The 14,857-nt window shown below is 72.7% G+C and carries 14 protein-coding genes; 6 read left to right on the top strand and 8 right to left on the bottom strand.

The genetic code is table 11. The annotated features are described in order from the left end of the window. Positions 1 to 2: 2 nt before the first annotated feature. From ppk2 to J8M51_RS05800, 7 genes are all read right to left on the bottom strand, one after another. Positions 3 to 806, bottom strand: a complete 804-nt coding sequence (gene ppk2, locus J8M51_RS05830; RefSeq protein WP_086759127.1) for a polyphosphate kinase 2 — start codon at positions 804 to 806, stop codon at positions 3 to 5. Between the two features lie 113 nt (positions 807 to 919). Further along, entirely contained in the window at positions 920 to 1,270 is a 351-nt protein-coding gene (locus tag J8M51_RS05825) for an ArsR/SmtB family transcription factor (protein WP_086759129.1), read from the bottom strand. Between the two features lie 197 nt (positions 1,271 to 1,467). Then, complete coding sequence (locus J8M51_RS05820) at positions 1,468 to 1,842, bottom strand: hypothetical protein (protein WP_086759130.1); 375 nt, start codon at positions 1,840 to 1,842, stop codon at positions 1,468 to 1,470. Between the two features lie 201 nt (positions 1,843 to 2,043). Then, positions 2,044 to 2,838, bottom strand: coding sequence for a MucR family transcriptional regulator (locus J8M51_RS05815; RefSeq protein WP_086759132.1), 795 nt, complete (start codon positions 2,836 to 2,838; stop codon positions 2,044 to 2,046). 107 nt (positions 2,839 to 2,945) lie between these two features. Then, on the bottom strand, positions 2,946 to 3,653 hold the full coding sequence (locus J8M51_RS05810) for a class I SAM-dependent methyltransferase (RefSeq protein WP_086759134.1): 708 nt from the start codon (positions 3,651 to 3,653) through the stop codon (positions 2,946 to 2,948). Positions 3,654 to 3,783: 130 nt separating this feature from the next. Further along, on the bottom strand, positions 3,784 to 5,493 hold the full coding sequence (locus J8M51_RS05805) for a SpoIIE family protein phosphatase (protein ID WP_086759136.1): 1,710 nt from the start codon (positions 5,491 to 5,493) through the stop codon (positions 3,784 to 3,786). 47 nt (positions 5,494 to 5,540) lie between these two features. After that, positions 5,541 to 7,997: a SpoIIE family protein phosphatase gene (locus J8M51_RS05800; protein ID WP_398855607.1), complete on the bottom strand. Its 2,457-nt coding sequence runs from the start codon at positions 7,995 to 7,997 to the stop codon at positions 5,541 to 5,543. Between the two features lie 136 nt (positions 7,998 to 8,133). On the opposite strand from J8M51_RS05800, the gene J8M51_RS05795 reads away from it, so the two are divergent. The 4 genes from J8M51_RS05795 to J8M51_RS05780 all read left to right on the top strand — a co-directional run bounded on the left by J8M51_RS05795 (position 8,134) and on the right by J8M51_RS05780 (position 13,017). Continuing rightward, complete coding sequence (locus J8M51_RS05795; RefSeq protein WP_086762286.1) at positions 8,134 to 9,597, top strand: aldehyde dehydrogenase family protein; 1,464 nt, start codon at positions 8,134 to 8,136, stop codon at positions 9,595 to 9,597. A 165-nt stretch (positions 9,598 to 9,762) separates the two neighbouring features. After that, on the top strand, positions 9,763 to 11,844 hold the full coding sequence (locus J8M51_RS05790) for a SpoIIE family protein phosphatase (RefSeq protein WP_086762284.1): 2,082 nt from the start codon (positions 9,763 to 9,765) through the stop codon (positions 11,842 to 11,844). Between the two features lie 128 nt (positions 11,845 to 11,972). Continuing rightward, on the top strand, positions 11,973 to 12,419 hold the full coding sequence (locus J8M51_RS05785) for a hypothetical protein (RefSeq protein ID WP_086762282.1): 447 nt from the start codon (positions 11,973 to 11,975) through the stop codon (positions 12,417 to 12,419). 34 nt (positions 12,420 to 12,453) lie between these two features. Next, complete coding sequence (locus J8M51_RS05780) at positions 12,454 to 13,017, top strand: hypothetical protein (protein WP_086762280.1); 564 nt, start codon at positions 12,454 to 12,456, stop codon at positions 13,015 to 13,017. 27 nt (positions 13,018 to 13,044) lie between these two features. Here J8M51_RS05780 and J8M51_RS05775 read toward each other — a convergent pair whose 3' ends face one another. Then, positions 13,045 to 13,563, bottom strand: coding sequence for a hypothetical protein (locus J8M51_RS05775; RefSeq protein ID WP_086762278.1), 519 nt, complete (start codon positions 13,561 to 13,563; stop codon positions 13,045 to 13,047). A 206-nt stretch (positions 13,564 to 13,769) separates the two neighbouring features. On the opposite strand from J8M51_RS05775, the gene J8M51_RS05770 reads away from it, so the two are divergent. After that, positions 13,770 to 14,495, top strand: a complete 726-nt coding sequence (locus tag J8M51_RS05770; RefSeq protein WP_086762276.1) for a PaaI family thioesterase — start codon at positions 13,770 to 13,772, stop codon at positions 14,493 to 14,495. 131 nt (positions 14,496 to 14,626) lie between these two features. Beyond that, positions 14,627 to 14,797, top strand: a complete 171-nt coding sequence (locus J8M51_RS05765) for a hydrophobic protein (RefSeq protein ID WP_086762274.1) — start codon at positions 14,627 to 14,629, stop codon at positions 14,795 to 14,797. Positions 14,798 to 14,857 lie beyond the last annotated feature (60 nt).

Raw genomic sequence — 14,857 nt, 5'->3', positions numbered from 1 at the left:
GCTCAGAGACTCGCCGCGTGGTCGGGGACGTACGTCTGCAGGTCACGAGGCGGGCGCTGGTAGCCGGTCGACGGCGGGCGGGCCGGCAGGTCCAGCACCGGGGGCGGGACCTCGTGGTACGGCACGGAGGCCAGCAGGTGGGCGATCATGTTCAGCCGGGCCCGCCGCTTGTCGTCGCTCTCGACGACGTACCAGGGCGCCTCGGAGACGTCGGTGTGCACCAGCATCTCGTCCTTGGCCCGGGAGTACGCCTCCCAGCGGGTGAGCGACTCCAGGTCCATCGGCGACAGCTTCCAGCGCCGCAACGGGTCCTCCAGCCGCTTGCGGAACCGCTCCTGCTGCTCGGTGTCGCTCACCGAGAACCAGTACTTGCGCAGCAGGATCCCGTCCTCGACCAGCATCCGCTCGAAGATCGGGCACTGGCGCAGGAAGAGCTGGTACTCCTCCTTGGTGCAGAAGCCCATCACATACTCGACGCCCGCCCGGTTGTACCAGGACCGGTCGAACAGCACGATCTCCCCGGCGGCCGGCAGATGCTCGACGTAGCGCTGGAAGTACCACTGGGTGCGCTCGCGCTCCGTCGGCCTGGGGAGTGCCGCGATCCGGGCGACACGGGGGTTGAGATGCTCGGCGACCCGCTTGATCGTGCCGCCCTTGCCCGCCGCGTCCCGGCCCTCGAAGACCACGACCAGACGGGCGCCCTCCGCCCGCACCCACTCCTGGAGCTTCACCAACTCCGTCTGCAGGCGCAGCAGTTCGCGCTCGTACGCCGCGCGCGGCACCTTCGCCGTCTTCTTGCCGGCCATGTAGCCTCCACCGCCCGACGACCCCGCCGATGAGTTCCGGGTCACTCATGACCAAGGTCGAACACCAGGACGTCACCGTACTTTCCGACGACGAGCGGCGCATCCCGGCCAAGCTACCGGCGGGCCGCCGGCTGGAGTTCCGCCTGCTGCAGTTCGGCGAGCAACTCGCTCTGTCCGGCGAGCAGTTCGGTGAGGATGCGGCGGGCCGCGCGGAGGAGTTCGGCCACGTCGCCGCCGGCGAGCGCGTAGCTGACGGTGGAGCCCTCCCGGATGGAGACGACGATTCCCGACCGGCGCAGCACTCCCAGCTGTTGGGAGAGGCTGGACGGTTCGATGTCGATCTCGCCGAGCAGGTCGCGCACGGGGAGGGGTCCGTCCTGCAGCAGTTCCAGGACCCGGATGCGTACGGGGTGTCCGAGCATGCGGAAGAACTCGGCCTTTGCCTGGTAGAGGGGGACCTGCATGAGAATCGCTCGCTCCCTGCCGCGTTCAACGGGCCTTCTGTGGGCACGGCGACCTGGAGGTGTCACCGCGGGCGGTGTCGCAGACCAATGGTCGTGCATCCGGCCTCGCACGCTCATGGGATTGACCTGATCTGGACTTTCCCAGTTGAAGAAATCTTCAATTCATGGGCGTGCGAGGCCGTGCGACGAGGCGTTTGCTACACGGTGAGTTCCACTTCGATGCGCTTGAGCTGGTGCCGGGCCATGGCGAGGTTCGATTTGCCCCTGTCGAGCACCAGGTAGAGGAACAGCCCGTTGCCGCCGCGCCCCTTGAGCGGCTGGATGATGTGGTACTGGCTGCCGAGTGTGATCAGCACGTCCTCGATCTCGCCCTTGAGGCCGAGGTGTTCCATGGTGCGGTTCTTGGCGCGGATCACATCCGTGTTGCCCGCCGCCGCGACGGTCAGGTCGAGGTCCTTGCCGCCGCCCAGGGTACCGAGCGCCATTCCGCTGGTGTAGTCGACCAGCGCGGTTCCTAACGCGCCTTCGATCGATGTCATGATCTCCTTCAGGGAAATCTCCACATTGCTCATCCCGATGTCTCCTTCTGGGCGCCGTGCGATTCCGGCCTCGACCTTTCCGCCGGTGCGAGGACTCTACGAAGCGCCGGTGGCCGTCACCTCCGTTGTTTCGGTACTGAATGAGGGAGCCCGGAATTGCCGGAGACCATGCCACTTGTGATCGGGTCGATGAGCGGGGCGAGGGCGGTCGGCCCCTTCCGCCGCCGCGCCGGATCAGCCGCGGGGGCCGAGACGGGCGGCCACCCACGGGATGCTGCGGCCGGTCGCGGCGGCCAGCTCCCGCAGGGTCGCGCCCTCGGCGGTCCGGGACCGCAGCCACGCCCCGATGTCCCCGGCGCCGACACGCTCGGCCGCGACCCGGTCGTTGAGCCGCACACGGGAGCGCCGCCCGGCGGCGGAGTTCACGCCGACGGGCCGGATCTCGACACCGTGCTCGACGAGCAACTCCCGTACCCGGCGCTTGCCCACGCCGAGCACCCGCGCCGTGTCCTCGATGCTCGCCTGCCGCTCCACGTACACCGCCCGCAGGGCCTGCCCGACATCGGTGAAGCCCCCGGCGCCCAGCGCGGCCGCCATCCGCGCGTCGGAAGCACGGCTCTGCGTACGGCGACCCGCGGCAAGGCTCTCCGTACGTCTGCGCCGCGCCTCCGCCGAATCCCCCTGCACCCGATCACTGGCCCGGCGCCTGCGGGCCAGCTCGCCCGAGCGCGCCATCGCCCGCCCCGACGCGAACCGCTCCCGCGCCGCCTCCGACGCCCGGTACTCCGCACGCCGGGTACGGGACTGCTCCCTCGCCAGCGACCGCGCGCTGAGCGCGCGCCCGCGCATCAGCCCGAACTCCCGCCGGTACTCGGCCGCGGTCAGCCCATGTGCGCGCACATGGGCGCCGAGCGAACGGAAGGCCCGCCCGCACAGATGGCACAGCACGGTGTCCGTGTCCTCGTCGCGGATCAGCCGCCCGAAGTCGGGATGGCGGGGACGGTACGGCTGGTGCTCTGTCGCTGTCATCGCCGCCGTCTCCGTAGGGTGCGATCGAGGGCGCCTCCAGTCTCGCGGACACGGACGCTCACCGGGGCGGGGGAGCGGTCCCGGGGATCGAGCGGGCCGGACCGCGGTCAGCGCAGCCGGCGTACGCGCAGCACCAGGTCGTCCCGGTGGTGCGCGCCGGCGCCGCCGTCGGGGACCGCGCGGGGCCGTTGCTCGTCCACCTCCACCTCCCAGTCGCCGTCGAGCAGAGCGGTGACCATCGAGGGCCAGACGTAGTCGGCCGGGTCGAAGCCGCCGTCCTGCGTCTGCTGGGTGTCCATCCCCGCGTGGTGGACGAGCAGCAGCACGCCGCCGGGGGCGACGGCCGCGAGCAGCGCGCGCTCAGCGGCGGCGTCGGGGGTGCGCAGCAGCGCCGGATACTGCGCGGAGACCAGGTCGAAGGAGGCCGGCGGGAGCGCCGCCCCGGTGAGCGTGGCGTGCACCCAGCGCACGGTGAGCCCGGCGTCCCGCGCGTGCCCGGCAGCGCGCTCCAGGGCCACGCCCGACACGTCGAGCGCGGTCACGTCCCAGCCGCCGCGCGCGAGCCAGACGGCGTCCGCGCCCTCGCCGCAGCCGACGTCGAGCACCCGCCCGGGTGTGAGCCCGGCGACCTCGTCCACGAGCGCCCCGTTGGGCTGCCCGCTCCACAACCGGTGCCGGTCGGCGTACCGGCCGTCCCACTCCGCCCGCACCGCCGGATCCCCGGCGTACCCGTCGGCGGGCGAGGACGGGGAGAGCGAGGACGAGGACGGGAGCGGTGCGGAGGCGGGCGATACCGCCGTGATGTCGTCAGTCATGCGCCCACCGTGATCCAGCGGGCCCCGGCCCGCCCACTCCTGTTGCCGATCCGGCAAACGGCACCCCCCTCCCGCGAGCACCGCACCCGACGCCGTCGCGGCGGACGGGCGGTGGACGCGCGGCGGGCGTTCAGCGTGGCCGGGCGGCCAGGATCGCGACGTCGTCCTCGTAGGCGCCGTCGGCGAGGTGGGCCAGGAGCGTGTCGAGCATGTCGTCCAGGGTGCCGCCCGCCGGCAGGCTCAGTGCCGCGAGCCCCTGCACCGAGACGTCGATGTCCGTGTCGCGCCGTTCCACCAGCCCGTCGGTGTAGAGCAGCAGGGCGGTGCCGTGTTCCACGCGCACGGTGCTCGATTCGTAGCCGCCGAGCCCGGTGCCGATGGGCGGGCCCGCCGGGAGCCAGAGAACCTCCGTGCTGCCGTCCGGCCGTACGACGGCGGGCGGCAGATGCCCGGCGCTCGCCACCGTGCAGGTGCCCTCCCGGGAATCCATGACCGCCAGCAGACAGGTGGCGAGGCGGTCGAGACCGATGTGCGCCACCCTCCGGTCGAACTCGCCGAGGATCTTGTCGACGCTCACACCGGAGACGGCGATGGTGCGCAGCAGGGAGCGGTACTGGCTCATGGCGACAGCGGCCTGGAAGCCGTGGCCCATCACATCGCCCATGACCAGCAGGGTGCGCGAGTCGGGCAGCGGGATCGCGTCGTACCAGTCGCCGCCGACGAGGACGCTGCGCCCGGAGGGCAGGTAGCGGGCGGCCACTTCCACGGTCGGGTGCGGGGTGCTGGGCTCGGACAGCAGGGCGCGCTGGAGTTCCAGCGCCATCGTGTGTTCGTAGCTGTAGCGGCGGGCGCTGTCGACGGAGACGGCGGCCCGGGCCGCCAGTGCCTGGACCGTCTCGACGTCGTCGCCGTCGAACGGCGGCGAGGCGCCGGCCCGGCCCAGCAGGACGACGCCGACCGCGCGGCCCGCCGTGATCAGCGGCGCGATGAGCAGGGAGTGGATGCCGGCCGTGCGGAAGATCTTGGCGCGCTCGGGGTCCACGGTCACCTTCTGGAACAGTTCGTCCGAGGCCTGGTTGCCCAGCCACGGTCGGCCACTGTCCATACAGCGCCGCGGCGCCGACCCGCGCGGAAGGTCGACGTACGGTCCCGGCCCGCCCAGCTGACGCAGCAGCCATTCCAGTCCGGGAAGTGCCGCGCCCTTCATCTTGCGCAGCCGCAGGAAGCCGGGAAGCGGCGGGGGAGCGCCGGTGAACTGCTCCTCGACGAGGCCGACCGCGGCGGTGTCGGCCAGCGACGGCGTGAGGAAGTCCGCCAGTTCCTGGCAGGTGGTGCCGATGTCCAGCGTGGTGCCGATACGGGTGGTCGAGGCGTCCAGCATGGCGAGCCGCTGGTGCGCCGTCTCCAGGTCGTCCAGATAGCGGCGCAGATTGCTGATCTCCACGCCGATCCCGCACAGGCCGGCACCCTGTCCCGGCAGCTCCACCCGGTGGTACACCGCTCGCCAGAGCCGCTGCCCGAGAGGCGAGGCGATCTCGGTCGTCCCCGTGATGGTCGCCTCGCGCGGCCGTCCGTCGGCAAGCACCTCCAACAGGACGTCGTCCGGACTGCGGAGCCCCGGCAGCGCCTCACCGAGCGTCCGCCCCAGGAAGGCCGCCGCGGGTACGCCGCCCACCTCGACCCATGCCGGGTTCACGTACAGATGACGCAACCGGCCGTCGAGTACGGCGATGGGGGCGAGGGTCTCCGCCACCAGCTGATGACCCGGGAGTCCCACCCCGTCCGGGAAGAGCCACTGCGGTACGGAGTCCTCGCCGCTCACCGGGTCCCTCTCGCTCACCGGGTTCCTCTCGTCTGCGTCACGGGGCCGGTCCCACCGATCAACGACTATGTCATGAGATGTCCGTCCGGGAGTTCCTGTTCGGCCCAGATCGTCTTGCCGGTGTAGGTGTTGCGGGTGCCCCAGCTCTGGGTGAGCTGGGCGACCAGGAGGAGGCCGCGGCCGCCCTCGTCGAAGGTGCGGGCCCGGCGCAGATGCGGGGCCGTGCTGCTGGCGTCGGAGACCTCGCAGATCAGGTTGCGGTCGCGGATCAGCCGGAGCCGGATGGGCGCCCCGCCGTACCGGATCGCGTTGGTGACCAGCTCGCTGACGATCAGTTCGGTGACGAACGCGGCCTCTTCCAGGCCCCAGACCTCCAGTTGACGGCAGGCTTTCTTGCGGGCCTCGGCGACCGCGGCGGGATCGGACGGCACCTCCCAGGTGGCGACGTGCGCGGCGTCCAGCGCCCGGGTCCGGGCCATGAGCAGCGCCACGTCGTCGGCCGGACGCTCCGGGAGGAGTGCCCGCAGCACCCCGTCGCAGATGTCCTCCAGCGACGGGGTGCTGCGGGCCAGCGCGTCACGCAGGGTGTCGAGGCCCTCGTCGATGTCGCGGCCCCGGGACTCGACGAGACCGTCCGTGTACAGGGTGAGGACACTGCCCTCGGGCAGTTCGACCTCGGCGGTCTCGAACGGCAGACCGCCCAGCCCCAGCGGCGGCCCGGCGGGCACGTCGAGGAACTCCACGGCCCCGTCGGGGGTCGTCAGCGCGGGCACGGGATGACCGGCCCGGGCGAGCGCGCAGCGCCGGGAGACCGGGTCGTAGACCGCGTACAGACAGGTGGCGCCGATACCGCCGGCGGGATCGGCGGCGCGTTCGGCCTCGGCGGACAGATGGATGACCAGATCGTCCAGGTGGGTCAGCAGTTCGTCGGGCGGCAGGTCGACGTCGGCCAGGGTACGGACGGCGGTGCGCAGCCGCCCCATGGCGGCCGACGCCTGGATGCCGTGGCCGACGACATCGCCGACGACGAGCGCCACCCGGGCACCGGACAACGGGATGACGTCGAACCAGTCACCGCCGACACCGGCCTGCGCGCTGGCCGGGCGGTAGCGGGAGGCGACCTCGACGGCGGCCTGCGGCGGCAGCCGCTGCGGCAGCAGACTGCGCTGCAGGGTGAGGGAGGTACGGCGCTCACGGGAGTAGCGGCGGGCGTTGTCGATGCAGACGGCGGCCCTGGCCGTGATCTCCTCGCCCAGCAGCAGATCGTCCCGCTCGAAGGGCTCCGGGCGCCGGTGCCGCGAGAAGGTGGCCACACCGAGGGTGATGCCACGGGCCCGCATCGGGACGGCGAGCACCGAGTGGAAGCCGAACCGGCGCACCCGCTCCGCCCGGTCCGGGACCTGGCGCGCCCATCTGTCGATCGCGGGTTCGGTCACCGCGCGGATCAGCGGCCGGCCGGCCGCCAGGCACTCGGCGGCGGGCGACGCGTCCGGGTAGGCGGCCAGCTCCCCGTACCCGACCACGGCCTCGGGGCAGCCCTCCAGGACGGACTGGTTGGCGACGCGGCGCAGCATGACCTGGCCCGGCGGCGGTCCGGTGGGCGGATCGTCACCGCCCTCGATGGCGGGCAGCAGGTCGACGGTGACGAAGTCCGCGAACCGGGGGACGGCCACGTCCGCCAGTTCCTGCGCGGTACGGGCGAGGTCCAGGGTGCTGCCGATCCGGACGCTCGCGTCGTTGAGCAGGGCCAGACGCCCCCGGGCCAGGTGCTCCTCGGTCACGTCGTGGGCGGACAGGAGCACACCGCGTACGGTCCCCCCGGCGTCCGGCACGGGGGTCAGGGTCGTGGTCCAGACGCTCTCGCGGGCGTGCCCGACCATGCGCAGGGTCTGCCGCAGGTACTGCTCCTCGCCGGTCTCCAGCGCCCGCCGCATGCACTGTTCCGTCCGGTCGCCCTCGGGGTCCACCACGATCTCCGACACCCGCAGCCCCACCATCGCCGCCTCGGGCAGACCGATCACCCGTTCCATGTCCGTGTTCGCGCGCCGCAGCCGCAGGCCCGTGTCGTAGAGGGCCGTCGCGGACGGGGAACGGGCGAACGCCCACCGCACCAGCGCGTCGTCCTGGGCCGGCGGTGCCACGCGGTCCAGGGGGACCACCAGGTACCACCCGCCGGTGCCCCGGTCCTCGCCGTCCGGCGCCCGGCGGTGTGCCAGCAGATCCACCGTGACGCGGTGGCCGTCGCGGTGCAGCAGCCCGACCACCCCGTTCCACCTCGGCCCGGACCGCAGGGCGCGCAGGTCCCACTCGGGCGGCTCCCCGGCGAGCAGGCGCGACGCGGGCCGGCCGACGACCTCCGCGGACCGGTGGCCGAGCAGCCGTCGCGCGCCCTCGCTCCACCCGGTCACGACGCCGTGCGCGTCCACCGTGGCACGGGCGGTGGCCGCCTCGTCGACGGGGTCGTACGGACGTCGTGCCGCCCGGTCGTCGCCGACGGCATCCGAACCCGTCATCGCGCTCATCCGCCCTCGCCTCGGTCTCTCCACGGTGCGCCCGGGCCCGGCCGGGAGCAACCGTGGGACGGAACAGCCTGATATTCAGAATCAATCATGATGTACCTACCGAAATGTGTCGTGCGTCGATGAGGGAGGGCGTGACATGACCACCGGCAGCGGGATGACATGGCCGGAAGCGGCCGACTGGACCGGGAAGATCTTCAGCGGCGGCTGGCGGCCGTCCGAGGGCGGAACCCTGACGGTGGACGAACCCGCCACCGGCGAACGGCTGGCGGAGGTGGGCGTGGCCGGCCCCGCGGACGTCGCCCGGGCCGCCGCTCTGGCCGCCCGGGCGCAGCGGGACTGGGCCCGGACGGCACCCGCCGAGCGCGCCGAGGTGCTGCTCCGCGCCGCCCGGGCACTGCGGGACCACGGCGACGCGGTCCGCGAGTGGATCGTCCGGGAGTCCGGGGGCGTCCCGGCGAAGGGCGACTACGAGATCGCGGCCGGCCTCAGCCAGCTGGCACAGGCCGCCGGAACCGCGTCGCTGCCTCTCGGGGAGATCCTCAGCCCCTCGGTGCCCGGCCGGGCCAGCCACGCCTGGCGGGTGCCGCTCGGGGTGGTCGGGGTGATCAACCCCTGGAACGCGCCCCTGCTGTTCGCCATGCGCGCCCTCGCGCCCGCGCTCGCGCTGGGCAACGCCGTGCTCCTCAAGCCCGATCCGCTCACACCCGTCTCCGGTGGTGTGATCGTCGCGCGGCTGTTCGAGGAAGCGGGACTGCCCGAGGGCCTGCTCCATGTCCTGCCCGGAGGCGTCGGCACCGGGGAGGCCGTCGTCGCCGACCCACGGGTCGCCATGGTCTCGTTCACCGGCTCCGTCGAGGCCGGGCGGGCGGTCGCCCGCGCCGCCGGGGACGGGCTGAAACGGGTGTCGCTGGAGCTGGGCGGCAAGAACTCGATCGTCGTCCTCGACGACGCGGACGTCGACGCCGCCGCGGCGGCCGGTGCCCTGAGCGCCTTCGGCTATCAGGGCCAGGCCTGTGTCGCCGCCGGACGCCATCTGGTGCACGACGACCTCGTGGAGCCGTACACCGAGGCACTGATCGCGCACGCCCGGGCGCTGCGGGTCGGCGACCCGCGCGAGGACGGTGTGGCCCTCGGCCCCGTGATCAGCGAACGGCAGGCCGCCAGGATCGAGCGCATCGTGCGGGAGAGCGTGGCCGCCGGAGCCCGGGTGCTGGCCGGCGGAGACCGTGACGGACTGTTCTGTCCGCCGACGGTCCTGGACCGCGTCGGGCGCACCATGCCCGCCTTCCGCGAGGAGATCTTCGGGCCGGTCGCGCCCGTTCTGGCCTTCCGCACCGACGCCGAGGCCGTCGAGATCGCCAACGACACGGAATACGGCCTGGCGGCGGCCGTCCACTCCCGTTCGGTGCCGCGCGCCACCGCCCTCGCCGGACAGCTCCGTACGGGCATGGTGCACATCAACGGCGTCACCGCCGCCGACGCCGCGAACGCGCCCTTCGGCGGTATGGGGGCCTCGGGCAACGGCGCCCGTATCGGCGGCACCGCCAACCTGGAGCAGTTCACCCAGTGGCGCTGGGCGACGATGCCCGAGACGGCCTGACGTACCGGTGGGGCCCGCGTGGCGACGGCGGCGGCGAGCGCGTCGGGCCCAGCCGGGTCCCCCGACGCCGCGAGGCGTTCCGGAGGCTCCGGTCGTACCCTGACCTCATCGGACGACATGCCGGACAACGGTGGTGCTCTTGCCGCGCCGGAAGGAGCGGCCCGCATGCACGGGTATGCGACCCCAGATCGCGACGAGACCCTGGCGACGCCCGGCGGGCTGCTGGACCTGTTGCACGTCGCGTCGGTGGTCCTGGACGCGGAGGGCCGGATCGCGCTGTGGAGCCCCGCGATGGAACAGCTGCTCGGCCATCCCGCGCGGGAGGCGCTCGGACAGCGCGCCGACCATCTGCTGGTCACCCCCGAGAACCGGCCCCGCGCCCGGGAACTCTTCGACCAGGTCAGCGCGGGCGCCCGATGGGTGGGGGTCTTTCCGCTGCGGCACCGGGACGGCGGAGAGCGCGCCGTGGAGTTCCGCACGATGCGGCTGCTGGACCGGGAGGGCGAGCCCCATCTGCTCGGACTGGCCGCGGACGCGATGACCGTACGCGGCGTCGAGCGGGACCTCGCCCTCTCCCACAGCCTCGTCAACCAGACCCCCGTGGGCATCGCCGTCTTCGACACCGCCCTGCGGTGGATCGGGGTGAACCCCGCGCTGGAACGCATCAACGGCGTCCCCGAATCGGCCCTGGTGGGCCGCCGGATCGCCGAGGTGCTCCCGGACCTGGACGTGGAGGCCATCGAGGCCCGGATGCGGCACGTCCTGGAGACCGGCAGATCCCTGCTCGACCAGCACACCGTCGGCCACACGGCCGCGGACAGCCAGAGCCGCACCTACTCCGAGTCGTACCACCGCATCGAGGACACCAACGGACGGGTGCTCGGCCTCGCCATGGCCGTCCTGGACATCACCGAACGCCAGCGGGCCGCCGCCGAGGTCGCCGAGGCCCGCCGGCGCCTGGCCGTGATCGCGGACGCCGGGGTACGGATCGGCACCACGCTGGACCTGGAGCAGACCGCGCGGGAACTGGCCGACGTGGCCGTACCGCAGGTGGCGGACCTGGCCGCCGTGGACGTCCTGGAATCCGTCGTGACACTCGGCAGCGTGCCCGCCGTGACCGGTGACCTGCCCGCCGAGTTCCGGGCCCTGGCCGTGGCGGTCGCCCACCCCTCCGACGCGATGCACGCCGCCGACCCCATCGGCGAACTGGCCGCCCACCGGTTGTCGAGGGTCATCACCCAGTGCGTCCGCAGCGCCCGGCCGGTCCTGATCGAGCGGGTGGACGAACGGAGCATGCGGCGGATCGCCCGGGACGCCCCCGCCGCCCACGCCCTCCTCGCGGCGGGCGTCCACTCCTACATGGCGCTGCCCCTGGTGGCCCGGGGCAGTGTGCTCGGCACCCTCAGCCTCTACCGCACGGCCAACGAGCGCCCCTTCGACGACCAGGACCGCCTCCTCGCCTCGGAGCTGGCCGCCCGCGCCGCCATCAGCATCGACAACGCCCGCCTGTACGGCCGGGAACGCGCCACCGCCCTCACCCTCCAGCGCAGCCTGCTCCCCGCCACCCCCGCCCGGCGCGAGGGACTCGACATCGCCGCCCGGTACCGCCCGGCCCTCAGCGACGTCGGCGGCGACTGGTACGACGTCCTGCCGCTCGGGCCGGGGCGCACCGGGCTCGTCGTCGGGGACGTGATGGGCAAGGGCGTCCAAGCCGCCGCGATCATGGGGCAGTTGAGCAGCGCCACCCGTGCGCTCGCCCGCCTCGACCTGGAGCCCGCGGAGCTGCTGCGGCACCTCGACGACATCGCCGGCCCGCTCGGCGACGCCATCGCCACCTGTGTGTACGGCGTCTGCGACCTGAACCGCGGCACCTGCGCCCTGTCCAGTGCCGGACACCTGCCGCCCGTCCTGGCCACCGCCGAGGGCGACGCGCGCCTCGTCGAGATCCCCGGCGGTGTGCCGCTCGGCGTGGGCGGTGTGGACTTCGGCACCGTCGAAGTGGACCTCGCCCCCGGCTCGTTGCTCGCCCTCTACACGGACGGACTGGTCGAGAAGCGCGCGGAACCGATCGACACCGGTCTCGCCGCCTTCACCCGCCTCCTGCGGTCCCCGGCCGGCACCGACCTGGAACACACCGGCGACGCCCTCCTCAACGCCCTGCGCCCCCGCCCCGACGACGATGTCGCCCTCCTGCTGGTGCGCGTCCGCGCGCGGTCCGCGCCGGGCGGCTCAACTGGGGCCCCGTAAAAGGCGTTTGACCCTGTCGGCGGACCGTCCTGACACTTGTGTCAGCGGAACCGTTTCAGCGGGGGCTGTGTCCTCCATCGCGGAAGGCGGTTCCACGCCGAGGATCCATCGGGTGACAGGGGGACACCATGGGGCAGATACGCGAGGGGGCACGGATAGGGGCCTGGGCCGTCGCAGGGGTCGTCGGCCTGGCGGTGCTGTATGTGATCGGGGCGTTCGCCTTCGGCGGCGCGGCGTGGATCACCGCACCCTTCCGCGGTGAGACGGCGGAACGCGACAACACCGTCGGCTCGGGCGTGTTCCGGCAGTCCACGTACGAGGACTTCTTCGAGCTGTGCGAGGCCGTGCAGAACGCCGAAGGGACGATCGAGGCGCTTCAGGAGGAGCGGAAGACCGCTTCGGAGACGCGCACGACACAGATCGACCAGTCGATCACCGCGCTCAGGGCCACACGGATCGAGTCGGTCAACGACTACAACTCGAAGGCCGCGCAGGAGCACCGCGCGCCCTTCCGGGACAAGGACCTGCCGTACGCGCTGGACGCCGACGCCGAGCGTACGACGTGCACCAACTGACCACCGGCGCATCCCGGAAAGAGGGCAGCACCCCATGAAGAACTTCGTACGCATCGCCCTGGCCACCGTCGTCGCGCTCGTCGTGGGCCTCGCCCTGACGTCCTGCACCGACTCCAGCCAGGACAAGGAGAACGCGGCCAAGCAGCAGAACTACGACCACCTCGTGGCCCAGCAGCCGGCGGGCCGCATGGAGTACTCGCCGACCCGCGAGGCGATCAACCAGTGGGTCAAGACATGGGGGAAGCGCGGCAAGCTGTCGTACGTCTACATCCAGAACGCCAACGGCGAGTACGGGTACTTCATCATGAAGGGCCTGCCGGTGCCGCGCTGCAAGATGCTCACTCCGACGGAGAAGGTGGAGTCCACCAACAACGGCGTCGCGGTCCTCGCGCAGCCCGGCATGGACGGCACGTACACGACGGGGTCCACCTGCAACGCCTACTACGGCTTCGACGCCACGACGGACGCCTACATGGAGTTCACGGTCGGCACGAACCAGTCGTTCTTCCTGTTCGACAAGCCCATGACCATGCCGGAGTACGCCAGCGCCAAGCAGATGGGGCCGACCTCGGTCAAGGACGTGGAGAAGAAGCCCTGACGGGCCGTCCCCGGGCGAGGGCCGTGTTCAACGGACGCTTCCCGTAAGGGTGTCCGAGGACCAGAGGGCGAGGCGGTCGGCGATCGGACCGTCGCCGTCGAGGAGATGGCGGGAGTACGCCTCGCGTTCATGGGCCAGGATCGCGGCCTCCCAGACGCAGGGGGCGAGGCCGGTGCGGCCCGGACGCAGCTCGTCCGGGCGGCCGGCCGGACCGGTGAGGACCGCCAGGTCGGACATGTGCCCCTCGATCCAGGTGTGCACCAGGACGTAGTCGCCGTCGCCGCCGGCGTGCACGATCAGGACGGCGAGCCCCAGCGACCCCCGGACACGGCCGAGTTCCAGATGCGCCGCGACGATCCGCAGGGCGGCGGCGATGTCCTGCTCCGTGACGGTGCGGCCCGGCGCCTCCAGAGCGTAGGCCTTCACCAGATGGCCGCCGGCCTCGCGGGTGCCCGCGGCCCGTGCGACGCGCTCGTGGTGCCCCTGGGCCAGGGCGAGCAGGGCGTCCGTGTCCACCGACGCCGGCAGTACCTCGTGATCGCTCATTCGTCCCTCACCCATCCCCTGCACCCCGCTGTGCCTCGCGTCGACATGCGAACACGGTAGCTGTCGCCGGTCGGAGGGCGGATTGCCAGTGGCCGGTAGGGGGTCGGCCCCCCGGTCGGCGCAGCCGGTGCAGCCGGTCGACGGAGCGTGGGCGTCGGGGTGCGGTCGTCGGGGTGCGGTCGTCGGGATGTGGTGGAGTGGGGATCATGACGACGAGTGACGCGATCGTGGTGCCGGAGCTGTACGTCGGCTACCCGGGAGTGGCCTTCGGGGGGTACGTCGCGGGCGTGCTGGCGGAGAGGTCCGGGGCGAAGACGGTGCGGGTGGACTTCCGCGGGCCGGTGCCCGTCGGCGTGCCCGTGCGGGTCACCGGGACGGCGGCGGGAAGCGTGGAAGCGGGCGAACCCGGACGGCCCCTCGCCGCCGCCCGCCCCGCGGAACTGCCGCTCGACGTGCCGGCCGCGCCCTCGTGGGACGAGGCGGCCGCCGCGGCGGAGCGGTACCGTGCGGAGCCGCCGACGGGGGTGGTCGACTGCTTCGGCTGCGGTCTGCGCGCCGCCGATCGCGGGCTGCGGGTGCACTGCGCACCGGTGCCGGGCCGCGATCTGGTGGCCTCCGCCTGGACCCCGTCCCACGCCTTCGCCGATCCGGACGGCCTCCTCCCGCCCCGACTGGTCTGGGGCGCCCTGGACTGCCCCGGAAACTGGGCGGGCCGCTACCTCGGCACCCAGCGCCCGGGCGCCGTCACCGCGGCCCTCACGGGCACGGTCCTGCGGCCGGTCGTCACCGGCGAGCGGTACCTCGTGTACGCGTGGCTGCTGTCGGAGTCCGGCCGCAAACACACGATGGGCGTCGCCCTGACCACGGCCGAGGGCGAACTGTGCGCCGTGTCCCGGTCGTTGTGGATCGACCCCAGGACCGCCGCCTCCTGAGGCCACCGCCACAGCCGCCGCCGCACGCGAGCCGGATCCTCAGTTCCCCGACCGCGCCTTCACAAACAAGGCACATCGTGGGAATGAGGAGGCATCGGCAGGGCACACGGAGCCGCAGGAGGTCGATGACTATGGTTCCCCTGCTTTTGGTTCTGCTGCTCGCGGTCGTTCTTTTCGGTGCGGGTTTCGCCGTCAAGGTTCTCTGGTGGCTGGCGATCGCCGTGCTGGTGGTCTGGCTGCTGGGCTTCGTGATGCGTTCCACCACCACGGGAGGCGGTCGCGGCCGCTGGTACCGATGGTGACCTGACCCGTACCGCTCTCACCCCCGTGGCCCGGACGGCCGTCATGACCACGGGGGTGAG

Origin of the sequence: Streptomyces griseiscabiei (genome assembly GCF_020010925.1) — a bacterium.
Classification (GTDB): domain Bacteria; phylum Actinomycetota; class Actinomycetes; order Streptomycetales; family Streptomycetaceae; genus Streptomyces; species Streptomyces griseiscabiei.
The sequence above is the reverse complement of the archived record's forward strand: the minus strand, read 5'-3'. Positions and strand labels throughout refer to the sequence as shown.